This window comes from Reyranella sp. (assembly GCF_036558665.1).
In the GTDB taxonomy this organism is placed as follows: Bacteria; Pseudomonadota; Alphaproteobacteria; order Reyranellales; family Reyranellaceae; genus Reyranella.
Genome location: NZ_DATBFE010000057.1, coordinates 90,188 through 108,129, shown reverse-complemented (window position 1 = coordinate 108,129; position 17,942 = coordinate 90,188). Strand labels below are relative to the sequence as shown.

At 66.7% G+C, this 17,942-nt stretch carries 16 protein-coding genes; 4 read left to right on the top strand and 12 right to left on the bottom strand.

The genetic code is table 11. The features are described from left to right. Nucleotides 1-43: 43 nt before the first annotated feature. The 5 genes from VH499_RS08410 to VH499_RS08390 form a co-directional block, all read right to left on the bottom strand. Nucleotides 44-1,375 (bottom strand): MFS transporter, encoded by a 1,332-nt coding sequence (locus VH499_RS08410; RefSeq protein ID WP_332052259.1) that lies wholly within the window; start codon nucleotides 1,373-1,375, stop codon nucleotides 44-46. Between the two features lie 170 nt (nucleotides 1,376-1,545). Next, nucleotides 1,546-1,905: a GNAT family N-acetyltransferase gene (locus VH499_RS08405; RefSeq protein ID WP_332052258.1), complete on the bottom strand. Its 360-nt coding sequence runs from the start codon at nucleotides 1,903-1,905 to the stop codon at nucleotides 1,546-1,548. 77 nt (nucleotides 1,906-1,982) lie between these two features. Beyond that, a complete protein-coding gene (locus VH499_RS08400) occupies nucleotides 1,983-2,183 on the bottom strand; it encodes a hypothetical protein (protein ID WP_332052257.1) in 201 nt (66 codons plus the stop codon). An 89-nt stretch (nucleotides 2,184-2,272) separates the two neighbouring features. After that, nucleotides 2,273-2,593 carry a hypothetical protein gene (locus VH499_RS08395; RefSeq protein WP_332052256.1) on the bottom strand — a complete coding sequence of 107 codons (321 nt, stop codon included), beginning with the start codon at nucleotides 2,591-2,593 and terminating at the stop codon, nucleotides 2,273-2,275. A gap of 102 nt (nucleotides 2,594-2,695) precedes the next feature. Next, nucleotides 2,696-2,857 (bottom strand): hypothetical protein, encoded by a 162-nt coding sequence (locus tag VH499_RS08390; RefSeq protein ID WP_332052255.1) that lies wholly within the window; start codon nucleotides 2,855-2,857, stop codon nucleotides 2,696-2,698. Between the two features lie 190 nt (nucleotides 2,858-3,047). Here VH499_RS08390 and trhA point away from each other — a divergent pair, with 190 nt between their 5' ends. Together trhA and VH499_RS08380 are read left to right on the top strand one after the other, a co-directional pair. Continuing rightward, nucleotides 3,048-3,701, top strand: coding sequence for a PAQR family membrane homeostasis protein TrhA (trhA, locus tag VH499_RS08385; RefSeq protein WP_332052254.1), 654 nt, complete (start codon nucleotides 3,048-3,050; stop codon nucleotides 3,699-3,701). Between the two features lie 117 nt (nucleotides 3,702-3,818). Continuing rightward, nucleotides 3,819-5,225, top strand: coding sequence for a peptidoglycan DD-metalloendopeptidase family protein (locus VH499_RS08380; protein WP_332052253.1), 1,407 nt, complete (start codon nucleotides 3,819-3,821; stop codon nucleotides 5,223-5,225). On the opposite strand, the gene VH499_RS08375 is transcribed toward VH499_RS08380, so the two are convergent. Continuing rightward, nucleotides 5,217-6,893, bottom strand: coding sequence for a SulP family inorganic anion transporter (locus VH499_RS08375; RefSeq protein ID WP_332052252.1), 1,677 nt, complete (start codon nucleotides 6,891-6,893; stop codon nucleotides 5,217-5,219). The two genes, VH499_RS08380 and VH499_RS08375, sit on opposite strands and share 9 nt — an antisense overlap. Nucleotides 6,894-6,995: 102 nt before the next feature. Between VH499_RS08375 and VH499_RS08370 the strand changes: the two genes are divergently transcribed. Then, the gene (locus tag VH499_RS08370) at nucleotides 6,996-8,045 is read left to right on the top strand and encodes an LLM class flavin-dependent oxidoreductase (RefSeq protein ID WP_332052251.1); all 1,050 of its coding nucleotides are present in this window, start codon (nucleotides 6,996-6,998) and stop codon (nucleotides 8,043-8,045) included. Nucleotides 8,046-8,074: 29 nt separating this feature from the next. Here VH499_RS08370 and VH499_RS08365 read toward each other — a convergent pair whose 3' ends face one another. Beyond that, on the bottom strand, nucleotides 8,075-8,899 hold the full coding sequence (locus VH499_RS08365) for a response regulator transcription factor (protein WP_332052250.1): 825 nt from the start codon (nucleotides 8,897-8,899) through the stop codon (nucleotides 8,075-8,077). Between the two features lie 308 nt (nucleotides 8,900-9,207). On the opposite strand from VH499_RS08365, the gene VH499_RS08360 reads away from it, so the two are divergent. After that, the gene (locus VH499_RS08360; RefSeq protein ID WP_332052249.1) at nucleotides 9,208-9,654 is read left to right on the top strand and encodes a response regulator; all 447 of its coding nucleotides are present in this window, start codon (nucleotides 9,208-9,210) and stop codon (nucleotides 9,652-9,654) included. A gap of 339 nt (nucleotides 9,655-9,993) precedes the next feature. Here the strand turns inward: VH499_RS08360 and groL are convergent, their stop codons facing one another. From groL to VH499_RS08335, 5 genes are all read right to left on the bottom strand, one after another. Continuing rightward, nucleotides 9,994-11,634, bottom strand: coding sequence for a chaperonin GroEL (groL, locus tag VH499_RS08355; RefSeq protein ID WP_332052248.1), 1,641 nt, complete (start codon nucleotides 11,632-11,634; stop codon nucleotides 9,994-9,996). A 328-nt stretch (nucleotides 11,635-11,962) separates the two neighbouring features. After that, nucleotides 11,963-13,156 (bottom strand): aromatic ring-hydroxylating dioxygenase subunit alpha, encoded by a 1,194-nt coding sequence (locus VH499_RS08350; protein ID WP_332052247.1) that lies wholly within the window; start codon nucleotides 13,154-13,156, stop codon nucleotides 11,963-11,965. Beyond that, nucleotides 13,153-13,815 carry a TetR/AcrR family transcriptional regulator gene (locus tag VH499_RS08345; RefSeq protein ID WP_332052246.1) on the bottom strand — a complete coding sequence of 221 codons (663 nt, stop codon included), beginning with the start codon at nucleotides 13,813-13,815 and terminating at the stop codon, nucleotides 13,153-13,155. Before VH499_RS08345 ends, VH499_RS08350 begins: the two co-directional genes overlap by 4 nt. A 298-nt stretch (nucleotides 13,816-14,113) precedes the next feature. Beyond that, on the bottom strand, nucleotides 14,114-15,109 hold the full coding sequence (locus VH499_RS08340) for a tripartite tricarboxylate transporter substrate binding protein (RefSeq protein WP_332052245.1): 996 nt from the start codon (nucleotides 15,107-15,109) through the stop codon (nucleotides 14,114-14,116). Between the two features lie 88 nt (nucleotides 15,110-15,197). Beyond that, nucleotides 15,198-17,927, bottom strand: a complete 2,730-nt coding sequence (locus VH499_RS08335; RefSeq protein WP_332052244.1) for an ATP-dependent DNA helicase — start codon at nucleotides 17,925-17,927, stop codon at nucleotides 15,198-15,200. Nucleotides 17,928-17,942 lie beyond the last annotated feature (15 nt).

Here is a 17,942-nt window from a genome sequence, read left to right as displayed (position 1 = left end):
GGATCGTAGCGCAACGCTTGCGCCAAAGCTCGTTCCGGCACCGTCACTGACTGCCGTCGTATTCGGCCGAAATGTCCTTGCCCGTATAGTCCGGCATCAGCGCGGCCGAGATCAGGCTCACGACGGCACAGGCGGCGATGTAGATCGCGATCGCATAGCCGGTGTGGTAGGCGGCGAACAATGCCGTGGCTATCAGGGGCGCAGGGCCGCCGGCGATTATGGAGGCAAGCTGATATCCCAGCGATGCCCCGCTGTAGCGCAGCCTGGGTGTGAACGCCTCGGCGATCAGGGCCGCCTGCGGCCCGTACATCATGTCGTGCGGAATGAGCGACAGCACGATGGCGATGAACACCGCCGACGGAATCGCGGTGTCGATCATGCCGAAATAGAGGAAGCCGAACAGGCCGGTCACGGCGGCGCCGATCAGGTACATCTTGCGGCGCCCGATGCGGTCGGAGATGTGGCCGCAAAGCGGGATGGTGACGAACGAGAGGACCGACGCGCAGAGCACGGCGGTCAGTACGAAGTCGCGTGACATCTTGAGCGTGGTCGTCGCATAGGCGAAGACGAACGCGGTGAAGATGTAGAATGGCGCCTGCTCGGCCATGCGCAGCAGCGCCGACAGCAGGATCTCGCGCGGCTGGCGGCGGACCACCTCGGCGATCGGCGCCTTCTCGATCTTGCGCTCGGACACCAGCTTCTGGAACACCGGTGTCTCGAGGATGCCAAGCCGGACCCAGAGCCCGATGCCCACCAGGATGATCGACAGCAGGAAGGGAATGCGCCAGCCCCAATCGAGGAAGGACTGGCCCGCCCAGGCGCTGAATCCCAGGATCACCAGGTTGGAGAGGAAGAGGCCCGCCGGCACGCCGAACTGCGGCCATGACGCCACCAGTCCGCGGCTGCCATGGTTGCGCGCCCATTCCATCGAGATCAGGACCGAGCCGCCCCATTCGCCGCCGACGCCGATGCCCTGGATCACCCGAAGGATGGTGAGGATGACCGCGCCCCAGATGCCGATCGAGGCGTACGTCGGCACCAGAGCGATGGCGAACGTAGCAAGGCCCATGCACATCAGGGTCGCGATCAACGTCGCCTTGCGGCCGATGCGATCGCCGTAGTGGCCGAAGATGGCGGCGCCGATCGGCCGGCCGACGAAGCCGACGAAATAAGTCCCGAAGGCTGCAAGCGTCGCCGTCAGCGGATCCTCGTTGGGGAAGTAGAGCTTGCCGAAGACCAGACCGGCCGCAGTACCGTAGATGAAGAAATCGTACCACTCGATGGTCGTGCCGACTGTTGCGGCAATGACCGCCCTGCGCAGCTGGGTCCCGTGCTCAGCCGCAGAAAGCGTGCCAAGACCTTCCGCTGTCACCATGGCGCTGCCTCCGTGGTCTTATGCAACCCGTAACGCCATTACCCGTTTCGGGTTCCATATTCTATGCATTGTGCCCGCTCTTGGCGATCATCCCATCGTAGCGGCCGGCCCAATCTCAGTGCGACCGCAAATTCGCGGAACATCAAAGGTCGCTTGAACCGTCGAAGGTCCTAGAGCCGCAGGGTGATGGTGTGGGCAGCGCTGCCGATCGGCCGGAAGCCGAGCCTCTCGTATAGAGCCCGAGCCGGATTGTTCTTCATCACGTCGAGGGTGAAGTCCTTGCCTTTGCGCCGGGCGCGATCGCTCATCCAGGTCAGGAAGCCGGTGCCGAGTCCCTTGTTGCGCTTCTCCGGCACGAGATAGAGGTGGCCAAGATGAATGGCGAATCGCGTTTCGGTGCAGTGCAGCCAGCCGGCGTCGCCGCCTTCGGCCATGAGCACCGACGCGCCCTCGTCGGCGAGCGCCTGGCGCACGTGCTGCTGCTGCACGGCATCGTCCCACGCGAAGAGGCCGACACTGAGCGGCTGCAATGCGTCTCGATACAGTGGCCAGCAAAAGCCGAAATCATCGTCGCGCACACGGCGGAAGTCGAAAGGCGGCATGGCGATCAGCGCAGGCGCCGCGATACCGCGATGGCGACCACGCCCGCCAACGCCAGTCCGAGGCCGATCCAGATCCACGGTCTTTGATCGATCATGAAGCTCGTTTTGGGATAGGGGAAATACCCGCTGCCTTGGCCCATCCACACCAGGCCCGTCAGCGCGGCGAGGACTCCCAGGATCAGCAGGATTTTGCGTGTGAGCGGCATGTCCCAGCCTATCGCGACGGCCGCGCGATGGCCAATTCCACGGCCCGGCAATCGACCGGACCGTGAAATTAGTCTGCTCGAGGCTCAGGTCAGTGCATCTTCTCGTGCGGATCGCTGTCACGGTCCGGGTTGATGGCGCCGCCCGGGCGATCATGGTGCCGGTCGAATCTCTTGTCACGATCGATGGCGGGATTGTCGCGTGTGCCCGGCACCTCCGCCTGGTTGCGGTCCCGGGTGTCGCGATCCGATGGACGGATCACTCCCTGATGGTCCATCGGCCGTGCGGCTCCATTGCGCTCGATCGTGCCCGTGCCGGGAGGCTGATCGTTGTCCGCGGCGAAGGCGATCGGGCTGCTGCCGATGACGGTGAGGCCGGCGGCGATGGCAAGCGTGCAGGGGATGCGCATCATTGTCCTCCTCCTTCTGTCGTTCGCGTCGAAGCACAACGCGCTCGCGAGCGAGCGGGCTGCCTCCCGGTGACTGAGTCGGCGGCGATTTCAGGCAGATGTCCATCATCCGGGGCGCAGGTCACGCCGATTGGGAACGGCGCTGGCGAGCGCGGCATGCAGTTCGCCGCGATGGGCGAGCAGATACGGCGCGCCGTACTTGGTCTCCGCTTCCGGGCCGGACAGCAGGTCAAACAGGACCTCGATGCCGGCACCGATCACGGCCAAGTTCAATCTCTCCTGGCCATGAGAACAACGATGCCCCAGGCAGCGCCGACGCTTCGACCGCGCCATTGCGCGCTGACCACGTCATCCGGCTTTGCGCACGCAGCCTGTGGGTCACGGAAATCTTGTCGCGCCCGCGGGATGACGATTCGTCTTGGAGCGTATCCTCTCGGCGATCATCCTGGAGCGGCTGATGACAGAAGAAATAGGTGGCATCCCGCGCCTGCCCAGTACGCGTGAACTCGTGGCCGACGGGGTGGTGCATGCGCTTGGGGTGGGACTTGGCCTGCCGGCCGCGATTGCGCTGGTGGTGCTCGCGACGCTGAACGACAGGTCGGGCAGCGTAGGGCCGATCGCGATCTATGCCACGGGCCTGGTCGCCATGTTCGTCTGTTCCGCCGCCTACAATATCTTTGGCAAAAGCAGGCTGCGGGCCTGGCTGCAACGCTTCGACCATGCCGCGATCTTCGCCATGATCGGCGGCACCTACACGCCGTTCACGGTGCTTCGGCTGGAAAGCGTGTGGTCGGCTGTGCTCACCAGTGTGATCTGGGCCGCCGCTGCCTTGGGTATCCTTGCCAAGCTCCTGCAGCCGCGCTGGATCGAGCCGGTCTCCGTCGCGCTCTATCTCGGCTTGGGCTGGATCGGTCTCGTCGCCATCGGTCCCCTCATGAAGGCCATGGATACCACGACATTGGCCCTGCTCGGCGCCGGCGGTCTGATCTACACGATAGGCGTAGTCTTTCATCTGTGGCGCGCGCTGCCTTTCCAGAATGCCATCTGGCACGGCTTCGTGCTGGTCGGCGCAGCCCTGCATTACGGCGCCGTCCTCAGCATGATGGACTGATAGTGGCGCTGCGCGCATCCGCCCGGCGACAGTGCACGTCGGATGATGCTAATCAGCCTCGCACCCTCCGACCTCTAATCCGTGACCTGTGCAACGGGTCCTCAACAATTCGTGGTGATGACGGTTTCTTCTCATCCGTTGGGCCGGCCAGATCGCCATCGCGTCGCCATTGCGCCGCTGCCCTGGCCGGTTCACTGCCTTCTCCTGATCATGGCCGCGGTCTGCGCGGTTCTTGCTCTGCGTCAGCGCCCACCTGCAGTCGTCATCGAGCTCTCGCTCGCCGAGCGCATGCAGGCTGTTCCCGAGATCGAGTGGTACGAACCGCCGCCGCCGCCCACCACGGCCGAATTCCAGCCAGTGCTGGCCGAAGCGGAACAGGACGCGCCGGCCGCGCTTTTCGACCAACCGTACGAAATGATCGTCCGGCTCGAGCGCGGCGAGACTCTCGACGGCGTTCTTGCCGACATCGGTGTGGTCGATGCCGATCGCGCGGCGATCGTCGACGCGCTCGACGCTCTCCTGAAGAAGAGAAGCCTCGCCGCGGGCGAGACGCTACGGCTTTCGTTGCAGCTTCCGGCCGATGCTGGCGATGCGCCGCTGGTGCTGGAGCTGCAGGTACGGCCGCAAGCCGAGCGCGAATACATCGTCACGCGGCAGGAAGACGGCTCGTACGGCGGGGAGGCGAAAGTCTACAAAGTGCGGCCGCGCATCGTGCGCATCGCAACCCACCGGATCGGCTCCTTGCTGGCAAGTGGCGTGAAGGCCGGTGCACCGGCGGCGGCCCTGCGCGAGTTCATCAAGGCGCTGTCCTACGGCGTCGATTTTCAGCGCGAGTTGAGGCATGACGCGTCTTTCGCCCTACTCCTGGAGGAGGGCGTGACCGACGACGGACACGTTGCGCGCGCCGGCCATCTGCTGGCCGGCCAGCTCGATCTCGCCAAGCGTACGGCGACCGTGATTGCCTTCAAGCCCGAGCATGGTGCGCGCCAGTTCTACACACCGGATGGCGATAGCGTGGTGCGCGCCTTCCTGCGCACGCCGATGGACGCCTCTCGTATCAGTTCGCCCTTCGGCATGCGGCGCCATCCCATCCTGGGTTACAGCCGCATGCACGAGGGTGTCGATTTTGCCGCTCCTAAGGGCACGCCGATCCTCGCCGCCGGCCGGGGCACGGTCGTGAGAGCGGGCTACTATGGAGGCTACGGCCTCTATGTGGAGCTCAGGCACACCGCCACTGTCGCCACCGCCTACGGGCATATGTCGCGACTGGCCCGCGGTATCCGGCCCGGCGTGCGCGTCAAGCAGGGCCAGGTGATCGGCTTCGTCGGTGCGACCGGTCTGGCGACCGGTCCGCACCTGCACTACGAATTCCACCGCCGCGGCCGGCCCGTCAATCCCTTGACCCAGCGTGCCTCGATCCGCAGGCATCTCACCGGTCGCGACATGAGCCGGTTCTCCGCGCTCGTGCGTCAGTATCGCGAACAGCTGCGAACGGCGCCGCTCATCGGGACGGCGCTACACTGACTTGCGGTCGGTTTCCCCGTGGAGGCTTGCGATCGCCTCCGCCACGCTGAGGAACAGGCGCTCGCGGCCCAGAACGGCCAGCAGACCGAACTTCTCGAGCGCTTCGTGGGCGCGTGTCGATTCGAGTCGTGCCATGGCGAAATCAATGCCGCGTGCGCGGCACTCCTCGACCAGTTCGCGCAGCGCTTGTGCGCCGGTGTAGTCAATGGCGGCGATGCCGCCGGCCTCGAGCACGACCAGCCGGACCGAGGGACGCCCGGCGATTGCGGCCAGCATGCCACGCCGGAATGGCTGGGCGTTGGAGAAGACGAGTGACGCTGGAAAGCCTGCGACCAGGACGCCGTCCACCACTTCGCCTTTCGGGGTTGCCGCGGTGGCGGGCCACCAGATGGTCGTGCCAGGCACATGCTTGAACTCGCTGACCCGGGTTTGTGTTGCGATCCAGACGCCATGCAGCAGCGAGAGTCCAATCCCGACCGCGACGCCGGTCGGGATCGGCAGCGCGATCACCGCGGCCGCCGTCAGCCCGATCAGCGCGGCCTCTCCGGGTGCCTGCTGCGCCACGGCCACGATCACGTCGATGCGCACGATGCGGATGGCGACGAACAGCAGCACGCCCGCGAGAGCCGCCTGGGGGACATGGGCCAGCAACCTTCCGCCAACCAGGGCCACGGCGGAGACCATCGCGGCCGCCAGTATCGCCGCGGCCTGGGAGGTGCCGCCCGTCTCGCGAACCACCGCGGTCCGCGGCGGACTCGCATTGACCGGGAAGGAGGCGAGCAGGGCTGCGCCAAGATTGGCGAAGGCGAGGCCAAGGTAGTCACGATTGACGTTGATCTCGGCGCCCTGGTCCGCGAACGAGCGGCTTACGGCCGCTGTCTGCATCATCACGATCAGCGCCACGATGAGGGCCAGCGGCACCAGCGTACGCAAGCTGTCGAAGCTCAGCGAGGGCACGATGGGCATCGGCATGCTGTCCGGCAGCACACCCAATACCACAACCCCCTTGCGCTCGAGCCCGAAGCCGATCACCGCCATGCTCGCAAGCGCCATGGCGATCAGTGCGCCCGGCAATCGCGGCTTGAACCTTTCGGCCAGGAAAGTCAGCGCCAGCGCGCCAAGGCCGATCGCGACCGACCAGGGATTGCTGCCGGATGCGGTGCGCGTCAGCGTGGAGAGCCGGTCGAATAGATTGTCGTCCGGCGCCTTGAGCCCCATCACGTCGGGAAGCTGTGAGGCCGCGATATGCACCGCGATGCCGACCAGAAAGCCCGTCACGATCGGCGTCGAAAGGAGATCGGCGATCCAGCCCAGCCGCAGGAGTCCCGCAATCAGCAACACGAGCGCCACCAGAAACGCGAGCGTGACCGCCGCCGCAGGGAGGCTGGTGGCACCGGATGCTGCGAGCAAGGCCAGCGCCCCGGCGAAGATCGGCGTGATGGTACTGTCGGCGCCGGCTGTCAGGACGCGGCTCGCACCGGGTGCAAGGATGGCCAGCGTCGCGAACCCCAGGGTTGCGCCGATGAAAGCGTAAAAGCCCACCTGCGGCTCGAACCCGCCGAGCTTGGCCGTCGCCATCTGCTCGGGGATGGTGATGGCGGCGAGCGTCAGCGCGGCCAGCACATTGCGCATTGCCCCGCCTTTGGCTGTCGATTTCGTCTGCCGCATCGCAACATTCTAACGGAAGAATCACGGAGCCCGGTGGCGGTTTGAGAATCACCTGTCCCGGGGTCTATGCTTGTCCGAGACCGCTTCTCCGGGAGGACGCCGATGGAATTCGGCATGTTCCACGAGTTCCAGCAGCCGCCGGGCGCGACCGCGGCCGAGGCGTTTCGCCAATCCTTCGCCCAGGTGGATGCCGCCGAGCGTCTCGGGCTCGACGCCATGTGGCTTGCCGAGCTGCACTTTGCTCCCGAGCGTTCCGTGCTCGCCTCGCCGCTGATCCTGGCCGCCGCCATCGCCGAGCGGACGCGGCGCATGAAGATCGGCACCGCGGTCCAGGTGCTGCCGCTTTGCCATCCGCTCAGGCTGGCCGAGGAAGTCGCGACCGTCGATCAGCTGTCTGAGGGCCGGCTGATCTTCGGCGTCGGACGCTCGGGCTTTGCCCATACTTATGCGACCTACGGCGTCGACTACGGTGAAAGCCGCGAGCGCTTCGCCGAGACACTTGCGATCGTGAAGCGTGCCTTCACCGAGGAGCGCTTCTCGCACAAGGGCAAATACTTCTCGTACGAGAATGTGCGGCTGGCGCCGAGGCCCGTGCAGAAGCCGTGGCCGGAGATTCGGGTCGCCGCGGCGAGCCCCGACACTTACGAGGAGATGGGCACACTCGGTCATCCGATCTTCATCGCCGCCCGCACCGGCGATCTCTCCGAGCTCGCGCCGCACGTGAAGAACTATCGCTCGGCCTGGGCCAGGGCGGGCCATGCCGGCCGCGGTGAAGTCTATTTGCGCGTGCCGGTCTATGTCGCTGCAACCGAGAAGGCCGCGCGTGAGGAGCCGCGCGAGAGCATCATGCATCTGCTGCGCTATATCGGCGATCGCCTGGCCGCATCGGCCACGGCGTCGGGTGCTCGAGCGATCGAGAACCGGGCGGCGCGCGGGGCGAAGATGCAGTCGATCGAGTACGACGACGTGTTGCGCGAACGCATGATCGTCGGCACGCCGGCAAGCGTGATCGACAGGCTGCAGGAGCTGCGCGACGAGCTCGGCCTCGACGGCATCCTGGCCGAGCTCAATCCCGGCAGTCTGATCCCGCACGAGCGCGTGATGACCGCGCTGCAGTTCCTCTGCGAGGAGGTGATGCCGCGCTTCAAATAGCGCGGTTCATGCCTGCCGCTTTTTCTTGCTTATCGGGCGTGAGCGGCCGCGACAGCGCCTGGCGCTTCCTGCGGGCGGTCCTCCTCCCAGCGATAGCCGAAGGAGGGATAGTTCTCTATCCGGTCGAAGGTCGGATCGACGGCGCGGATTTTCGCCCGGATCCGCTTGATGATCGAGCGGACGTTGCTGCGATAGCCGTTCTCGCCGTTGCCGGCGACGAAGCCGGTGTGGTGAACGACGTCGTACACCGCGCGATAGCTCACGAAATCGCCGGCGCTGGTCGCCAACAGGCGGACGACCCGGAACTCCATCAGCGTGAGATCGAGCTCCGCGCCGTTCCAGAACGCACGGCTGGTGCCGCCGTTCAGGAGGAGCGGGCCGCGCTGCTGGATCTCCTCGGTCTCGGCGACCGGCTTCTGCGCGGCGTCGAGAATCTTGCGCACCCGCCTGGCCAGGATCGGCAGGCCACGCGTCTTGTCGACGAAGTCGAGCGCGCCGTGGTCCAGCGCCTCGCCCTCGAGTGAGGGCGTTGACCGGCCGGTGAGGAAGACGACCGGCAACCCGACACCGGCATCGCGCAGCCGCTTCAGCAGATCGAGCCCGGGCATGGCCGGCATCATCCAGTCGAGCACGATCACGTCGCCGGCGATGCCGTTGGCGATCTCGGACAGGAGCCGCCAGCCGTCGGCAAAGCTCGTCACGGCAAAGCCGAGATCCTCGAGCTCGGCAGAGGCGGCGTCGCGAAAATCGACGTCGTCATCCACCAGGATCAGTCGGATTGGTTTGGCGGTGACGTGTGCCACCGGCCCTGCATCCATGCGCTCAGGCGCACGATTGCCCGCGATATCAAGCATTTCTGAGTCTCTCCACACACTAGCGGAGAGTTCCGTACCCCTACGGAAGAGCCCCGCCCCCAAGAGGTACTTAAACAAATTATCTGGCATTCTTAAAGTGAAAAATGATGCCCGGTGCTACCTACAGCCGGCGGTGGAGCATGAAGCCACTGCAAATAGCAATGGCGGCAAAGGCTTCGCTGCAGTGCGATTGTGACAAATTTGCGCCGCACCTTCCCTTTGCTCAATCGCTGAAGATATCTTTGGAAAGAGGCGTCCGTGCTGACCAAGAGAGCGCAGACTCTCGTTGAAGGGGGTAACTCAGCCGCATGATGAATTCCATGGGGTCGTCGCAGATCGTGAACAGCCTTGGGCACGCTCCGACCAGCCGCCGACGTCCGATCAGCCTGGTGTTGGTCGACGATGACGACGACTTCCGCGAGGCTGCCTCGGGCGAACTGGAAGATCTCGGCTTTTCGGTCCAGAGCTTTGCCGACGGCGCCGACATGCTCGCGGCCTTCGCGCGCGGCATGAGGGCCGACGTGATCGTGCTCGACTGGTTCATGCCGGCGATGATGGGCATCGACGTGCTGGCCCACGTGCGTCGCGCGGGCAACTGGCTGCCGGTCGTGTTTCTGACCGGCCATTCCACGGCCGGCCTGAAGGACATGGCGCTCAAGGGCGGCGCCGTCGATTTCATGGACAAGATGGGCGGCATCCCGAGCCTGGCCGAGCGGCTGCGGGTCCTGCTGGAACCGACGAAAGTCTCCGGCTGACGTTAGGCCGGCCGCGCAACATCCTCGAATGGGCAGGCGTTAATCGTGCCTGACCCCGAGGAGAACCGGTCATGACGAAGATTTCGCTGCTGGTCGCCGCGGGCATTGGCCTCGCGGCCTCGCTCGGCGCGTGCGCACAGGGATAGAGCCGCACCCACTCCTACAGCGCCCGCTACGGCACCAACGGCACCGCCGCCGACGCCACCGCCAACAACGGCAGCGTCTCGACCAGTGTCGAAGCCCAGCGCCAGAAGGTCTACAACAGCTACTGATGGTCGTGAGGCGAACCGCCGGCCAAGGCGGCGTCTCCCCGGCAAAGAGCCGTGTAGCCTCCAGCACCTAGAACCCCATGCCTCCCATGCCCGGCATGCCGCCCGGGGCCGCTGCGGGTGCCGGCGGCTCCGGCCGTTCACCGATCATCGCCTCGGTCGTGATCAGTAGTCCTGCCACCGACACCGCACCTTCCAGCGCCGTGCGCACGACTTTGGTCGGGTCGATGACGCCAGCCTTGATCATATCGACATACTCCGCCTTCTGGGCGTTGAAGCCGAGGTGGGGGTCCTTCTGGTCGAGCAGGCGGCCGGCTACCACCGCGCCGTCGAAGCCGGCATTCTCGGCGATCTGGCGCAGTGGCGCCTGCAGGGCGCGTCGTACGATATCGATGCCCACCTGCTGGTCGTGGTTGGCGCCGCGCCGGCCCGCCAGGACGCGGGTGGCATAGAGCAGCGCCGCACCGCCGCCTACGACCACGCCTTCCTCGACCGCGGCCTTGGTCGCATGCATGGCGTCCTCGACACGGTCACGCCGCTCCTTGACCTCGGTCTCGGTGGCGCCGCCCACCTTGATGATTGCGACACCGCCCGCAAGCTTGGCCAGCCGCTCCTGCAGCTTCTCGCGGTCGTAGTCGGATGTCGTTTCCTCGATCTGCGCCTTGATCTGCGCCGTGCGCGCCTGGATGTCCTTCTTCTTGCCGGCACCGTCGATGATCGTGGTGTTGTCCTTGTCGATGCGCACGCGTCGCGCATTGCCCAGCATGTCGAGCGTCACCGTCTCGAGCTTGATGCCGAGTTCCTCGCTGATCAACTGGCCCGCCGTCAGGATGGCGAGATCCTCGAGCATCGCCTTGCGCCGGTCGCCGAAGCCTGGCGCCTTGACGGCCGCGACCTTGAGGCCGCCGCGCAGCTTGTTCACGACCAGGGTCGCGAGCGCCTCGCCCTCGATCTCCTCGGCGATGATCAGGAGGGGCCGGCCCGACTGCGCCACCAGCTCGAGCAGCGGCAGGAGCGGCTGCAGGCCCGAGAGTTTTTTCTCGTGGATCAGCACGTACGGCCCTTCGAGCTCGCAGATCATTTTCTCGGCGTTGGTGATGAAATAGGGCGAGAGGTAGCCGCGATCGAACTGCATGCCCTCGACCACGTCGAGTTCGGTCTCGAGGCTCTTCGCCTCCTCGACGGTGATCACGCCCTCGGAGCCGACCTTGTCCATCGCCTTGGCGATCATGTCGCCGATCGACTTGTCGCCGTTGGCCGACACCGTCCCCACCTGGGCAATCTCCTCACGGGTCGAGACCTTGCGCGAGCGCGCCTTCAGCTCATCGACGACCCACTCGGCGGCGGCGTCGATTCCGCGCTTGAGGTCCATCGGGTTCATGCCGGCGGCGACCGACTTCGCGCCCTCGCGCGCGATTGCCTGGGCGAGCACGGTCGCCGTGGTGGTGCCGTCGCCGGCGGTGTCGGAGGTGCGGGTCGCGACCTCGCGCACGAGCTGCGCGCCCATGTTCTCGAACTTGTCGCTGAGTTCGATCTCCTTGGCCACCGTGACGCCGTCCTTGGTCATGCGCGGCGAGCCGAATGACTTGTCGAGCAGGACGTTGCGACCCTTCGGCCCGAGCGTGACCTTTACCGAATCGGCCAGGGTATCGACGCCGCGCAGCATGCGGGCGCGGGCGTCGTCGCCGAAACGCAGTTCCTTCGCAGCCATGTCATCTTCCTCCGCTGAAAATCAGGCGCGACCAGAGTCGCGTTCCATATGCCCCCTATGTCCCCTGTGACGCGGCAGACGCCATTCACGCCTCGATCGGTCGAGGCGACCGTCCTGCCGCCGCCAGAGGTCGCCGGCCGTCGGCCGACATCCGTGCTGCCCACCCTAGGCCTTTTGCGTGCCGGAGTCTGGCCCTGTCGTGCCCGCTGCAAAGAACTCCGACGCCGACGATTGCTCAATGCTTCGGCCGGAGGGCGGCACCACGCCGAATTGGACCGCCGGTTCCTGTATGGGCAAGCGAGGAAGGCAACAGGGAGTAAGCGGCAATCTACCCCGCCACCTCCGCCAAATTCCCATGAAACCACCGCAGGTTCCGTTCGAGATGGCCGAGGAGCAGGCGGTCGTTGGCACCGCTCGAGAGGCCGCGCTGGATCTGCTCGCACACGGCGAGGTCCTCGCCGTTGAAGACGGCGGTGTCCATCAGCTCGAAGGAGCGCGCCCAGTGCGTCTCGGCCTTTTCGTCGGCGGGCCTGTCGGGCGTCAGCATGGTGTGCACGAACAGCGTCTCGTCGGCGGCGGTCGGGAACATGCCGAGATGACTGATATAGTCGGGATGGTAGACGATCACCGAATTGGGAAAGACGAGATGCACCATCGTGGCATGGCGCTGCGGGCTCCAGCACTCGGCGGGCAGGGTGCGGATCTCGCCGGTCGTCTCCCGCGCCACCAGGTAGCGCAGATGCCGGCCGACCGGCTCGGCGGCCGAGACCGAGTCGTGGAAGAACGATCCGATCGTGCCGGCATGCAGGCGGGTCACGTGATAGACCTCGAGGAAGGCGTCGACGATCAGCTTCCAGTTGGTGGCGCGCGTCACCGCATGCTGGCGATAGAAGCGGTGCCGACCCATGCCGATCGCTTCGAGGTCCTCGTCGAGGCCGCCCAGATAGCTTGCGATGTCGATCGGTCCGGCGTCGGGATCGAGCACGGCGAAGATCAGCCCATGCCGCACCGCTGAGGGCAGCGCGCGCAAGCCGCGCCGCGCCTTGTCCAGGCCCGGAAAGGCGTCCGCGCGCGGCACGCCCGCGAGGCAGCCGTCGAGCCGATAGGTCCAGTTGTGATAGGGGCAGACGAGGCTCTGCCGGTGGCACACCACGTCCTGTTCGGTCAGGACGCGTGCGCCGCGGTGGCGGCAGACATTCAGGAAGGCGCGTACTTCGCCGTCGCGGGCACGAGACAGCAGCACGGGAACGCCGCAGATCTCGCGCGCCAGCACGCTGCCGGGCTCGAGCTGGTCGATATGGCCGAGGCAGAGCGGCAGGCGCCGGAACAGCCGCGCACGCTCGCGTTCGAAGTGCGCGGCATCGCGATAGATCGCGGGATCGAGGCTCGCCATCTCGACCGCGCTGTCGCGATGGCCTGCCGGAGTCGCGCGCCGGTCGAGCTCGGCGAGCAGGCGTTCGAACAGATCGTGCCACGGCGCCTTGGACGCAACGGCAACGTCGCTGGTGTCGAGCATCGTCATGGCTGGGACTCCACGGAGCGAAGAAGGGGATGCGGGAAGGGTCGCGCCGAGACGGCCTGCAGGCAGAAGGCCACGATCGCATCGACCAGTGCCTTGGTGGTCGGCGCATCGCCCTTCTGCGGCTTGGCTTCGGGCGCCAGCGGGCCGATCAGCGCCTCGATCAGCGCGCCGATCACGCAGGCGGCCGCGGCGCGCGCATTCTGGGGCGGGAATTCGCCATTCCTGACGCCATCCTCGATCAGCGTCTCGAAGACGTCCGCGAAGGCGCGGCGATAGATGAGACGTGCGGCATCGACTTCCGGCTCGGCCGGCTCGGCGATCATGGCGTAGGCGAGGCGCTGCGCCCGCACAGCGCGCAGCGCAAAGACGCGCAGTGCATCGGCGAGTCGCGCCGCCGCGGAGCCATCGCTTCGTGCCACCGCGGCCACTACCTCGACCTCGTGGCCGGCATTCAGCGCCAGCGCCTCGGCGAATAGCTCGCCCTTGGATGGGAAGTGGCTATAGACCGTCCCAGTTGCGACCGCGGCCGCCTCGGCCACCGTGGCGACCTGGGCGCCCCGGAACCCGACTTCGGCCACTACCGCGCGCACCGCCTGCAGGATGCGGTTCCGCTTGTCCTGCAACTGCTCCTGCACCCGCTCGGTTCGCCGGTAGGCCATGGAATGAACCTTGGTTCAATTCTTTATTGAAGGAATGAACCAAGATTCGGAATATGTCAAGCGCGGCCTTTAGGGGGCTTGGACGGCTCGTTGTGCGAGCTCTCCGACGAAAGGCGCGTGCTGGCATCGTTGTCCCGGGTGGCAGATCGGTGCAGCGAGTCGCAATCCCGGTCCCGCCAGCCGCTGGTTCGAACGTCACGACCATGTGCGTCCCTGCCCGGAGGAAGGCTGCCCACAGCTTTTCCGCCGGCGCATCGAGGGGCGGGTCTCGCTCATGCCGGAAGCGAAACCGTGCCGGTCACTCGACCTTCGCGCCCGACGCCTTGATGACGGGTGCGAGCCGCTTTTCGTCGGCGGCGCGATAGGCGGCGGTGTCGGCCGGGCTCATCCAGAAGGCAACCGCGCCCTGCTTCTCGAAGGCCGCTTTCACGGCCGCGCTTTCGAGCGCTTTCTTGGTCAGGTCGGCGCACTTCTCCACCATCGCCGGCGGCAGGCCGGCCGGACCGCAGATGCCGCCCCACGAGGTGATCTCGAAGCCGGGCAGGAATTCGGCCATGGTCGGCAGATCGGGCACTGCAGGGTGGCGCTCGAGCGACGTCACCGCCAGCCCACGCACCTTGCCGCCGCGCATCAGGGTGAGCGGGCCCGGGATGTTATCGAACATCATGTCGACCTGCCCCGCGAGCAGATCCTGCTGCGCCGGCGCGCTGCCGCGATAAGGTACGTGCAGCAGGTTGAGATGGGCGAGCTGCTTGAAGATCTCGCCGGTGATGTGCGGCGTGGTGCCGGCGCCGGACGAGGCGAACGAATACTTGCCCGGACTGTCCTTGATCAGCGCGATCAGCTCGGGCACCGACTTGGCGGGCAGATCGAGCCTGGTCATCAGCATGTTGCACACCGACCACATCATGGCGATGGCGGTGAAGTCCTTCTCGACGTTGAAGGGCAGCTTGGCGTAGAGCGTCGGCGCGATCGACTGCGAGGCGATGGTGTAGAGCCCGATCGTGTAGCCGTCCGGCGGCGCCGTCGCGATCGCCTCGGTGCCTACATTGCCGCCCGAACCGCTCTTGTTCTCGACGACGAACTGCACGCTTGTCAGCTCGGACAGCTGGTTGCAGACGATGCGGCTCAAGGTGTCGGTCGGCCCGCCGGGAGGAAAGACGTTGATGTAGCGCACGAGCTTGTTCGGCCAGTCGCCGGCGGCGCGGGCAATGCCGGAGGCAATCATCGGCGCCGCCAGTACGCTGCCGGAAAGGGCGAGTGCGCGACGGCGCTTCACGAGGAACCTGCGCATGCTGAACGTGTCTCCCTGAGCTCTGGTTGGATGCGATCCTACAGACTTTCGTCCGAATCGCACATCCCCTGCATCAGGTGAAATGACCCTATCGGTCGCGCAAAAATCTGCGCGCCGACTCGATCGCCTCGGCGATGCCGACACGTTCGATGCCGACGCCGGGCGGGAAGGCGCCGAGCAGGCGCGAGGGCAGGCGCGAATCGAGCATGACGAACATGCCGCGGTCGTCGGCGCGTCGGATCAGGCGGCCGTAGGCCTGCTTGAGGCGCAGCCGCGCCAACATGTCGTCATAGGCATTGGCGCCGGCACCGGCCGCTTTCCACGACGCCTTGCGGGCGCGATGCAGGATGTCGGGGCGGGGCCAGGGCACGCGGTCGAACACGATCAGCCGCAGCGAGCGACCCGGCACGTCGACGCCGTCGCGCACGGCGTCGGTGCCGAGCAGGCAGGATTGCTCCTCGGCGCGGAAGATGTCGACCAGGGTAGCGGCATCCATGCCGGCGATATGCTGGGCGTAGAGCGGCAGGCCCGCCTCCTCCAGCGCCGGCGCAATGCGCTGATGGGTGGCGCGCAGGCGGCCGATCGCGGTGAAGAGGCCGAGCGCACCGCCGCCCGCGGCGAGGAACAGTTCGCGATAGGCCGCCGCCACCTGTTCCGCATCGTCGCGCTTCACGTCCTTCACGATCACGACGCGCGTGGCGGCGGGATAGTCGAACGGCGAAGCCATCGCCGCTCGCATCGCCGGCGCGGGCAGATGCCGCGTGCCGGTGCGCGCTTCGGCGGCGAACCAGTCGGCGAGGGCATTTTGCGTCTCGTCGTTGGCTGGAGCGGGCAGGCCGAGCGAATCGCGCAATGTCGCCGAGGTGATGACGGCGCCGTGCGCCGGCTTGATCACCGAATTCACGAACGGCTCGGTGGGATCGAGATAGTGGCGGTACATGCCGACATCGATGTCGCGGTTCTGGCTGCGCTCGATCGCGAACCAGTCGACGAAAGCCGGATCGGCGTCGCGGTGCAGGCCGCGCAGCATCGCACGCCACGCCTCGAGCGTGAGCTCGCAGCGGTTGGCAAGCGAGCGCGCCACGCCTTCGATGCGCCCGCGCTGGCCTGAATCGAGCTTGTCGGCCTCCGCTTCGAGCTTGTCGCGCAGCACGCCGCGCAGTTTGCGTACCGGGATCAGTATCTGCTCGAACAGGCCGGCCAGGGCATCGGCCGACTCGATCAGGCCGGGGTTCAGCGGGCGGATGTCGCATTCCTGGCCGAACCCCTGGTCCTCGCCCGCGGCCCGCGCCCGTACCTGGCGACGCACCAGCGCCAGGAACTCCTCCGCCGGGCCGAGCACGGTGCCGTCGGCGAGGCGCGTCTGCCAGTTGGGTGCGGGCAGGCGGCGCGCGAGCTCGAGCAGATGCCGCAGCGCGCTTTGAGCCTCCTGGTTCTCGCCCAGAAGATCCTGGACACGCCGTTCGAGCCCGCGAGCCCGGCTGCCGCGCCGCCCTTCGGCCCCGAGGATCCAGCGCCGCAGGTCGGAGCATTCGACACCGCTCAGATGTGCGCCGAACGCGCTATCCGCTGCGTCGAACAGATGATGGCCCTCGTCGAACACGTAACGCAGCGGCCGCGTGGCATCGTCCAGGCCACCCATCGCCGCCTGCACCATCACCAGCGCATGGTTGGCGATGACGATATCGGCCTGACGCGCGCGACGAATGGTGCGCTCGACGAAGCACTTCCGGTAGTGCTCGCACGCCGAGTAGATGCATTCGCCGCGCCGGTCGGCCAATCGCGTGATGCGGCTGCGGCCGATCAGGTCGAGCAACCAGGCCGGAAGATCGCCGCCGATCATGTCGCCGTCGCGCGACGCCAGCGCCCAGCGCGCCAGGAGGCCGAGGCCGACCGCGTTCTCCGGCGCCAGCCCGGTGCGCAAGACGGCTTCCTGGAAGTTCAGCAGACAAAGATAGTTCTCACGACCCTTGCGGATCACCACGCGGCGCCGCTTCTCGGCCGAGTCGCGATACAGCCGGTCGAGCTCGCCGTCGATCTGACGCTGCAGGTTCCGGGTGTAGGTCGCAATCCAGACCGGTGCGCCGTTTTTCTCCGCCCACAGCGACGCGGGAGCGATATAGCCCAGCGTCTTGCCGACGCCTGTGCCGGCTTCCACCAGCACCACCCTGGGGTTGTCCTCTTCCTCGCGCGGCGCGAAGGCTTCCGACGCCGCCGAGGCGTAGTCGCTCTGCGTCGGCCGCGCCTCGGCAAGGTTGGGGCCGGCCGCCACGAGCTGCGCCAGCCGCAGCCGCGCGGCGCGCGGCTCGATCGGCTGCGAACCGGGCGGTGTCGCCGGTGGCGGATCTTCCCAGGCAGGCAGGTTCTTCCAGACGTCGAGCCCTGCACCGAGCCGCGGCTTCTTCGGTGGATCGGCATCGATGCCCAAGGCGAGCAGCACCTCTTTGCCCCACGGCCAGCCGCCGCGCGCCATGACGAGCGCGATGTCCTTGAACTCGGCCGAGGCCAGCGCGGCCATATACTCGAGTTCGTCGAGGAGCGCGCGTGCCGCATCGGGCAGACGCGCCAGTTCGGCTTCCGGTGTCGCGGGCGCAGGCAGGTCGAGCGCCTCGCAGAGCCCGCGCACCGTCGGCAGGCAGAATGTCGCCGGCCGCACGAAGGCAAAGAGTTCCAGCAGGTCCCGTGCGGCGAGCGACTCGAGCCCCAGCCGCGCTGCCGCCGCCGACGCATGGCATACCAGCGGAAACGAACCCGCTGCGCGCGACCCGACCACGTGCGCCGCGATGCTCTCGATTTCGCCGTCTGCCGACAACCACAAGGCGCCACGCGCGGT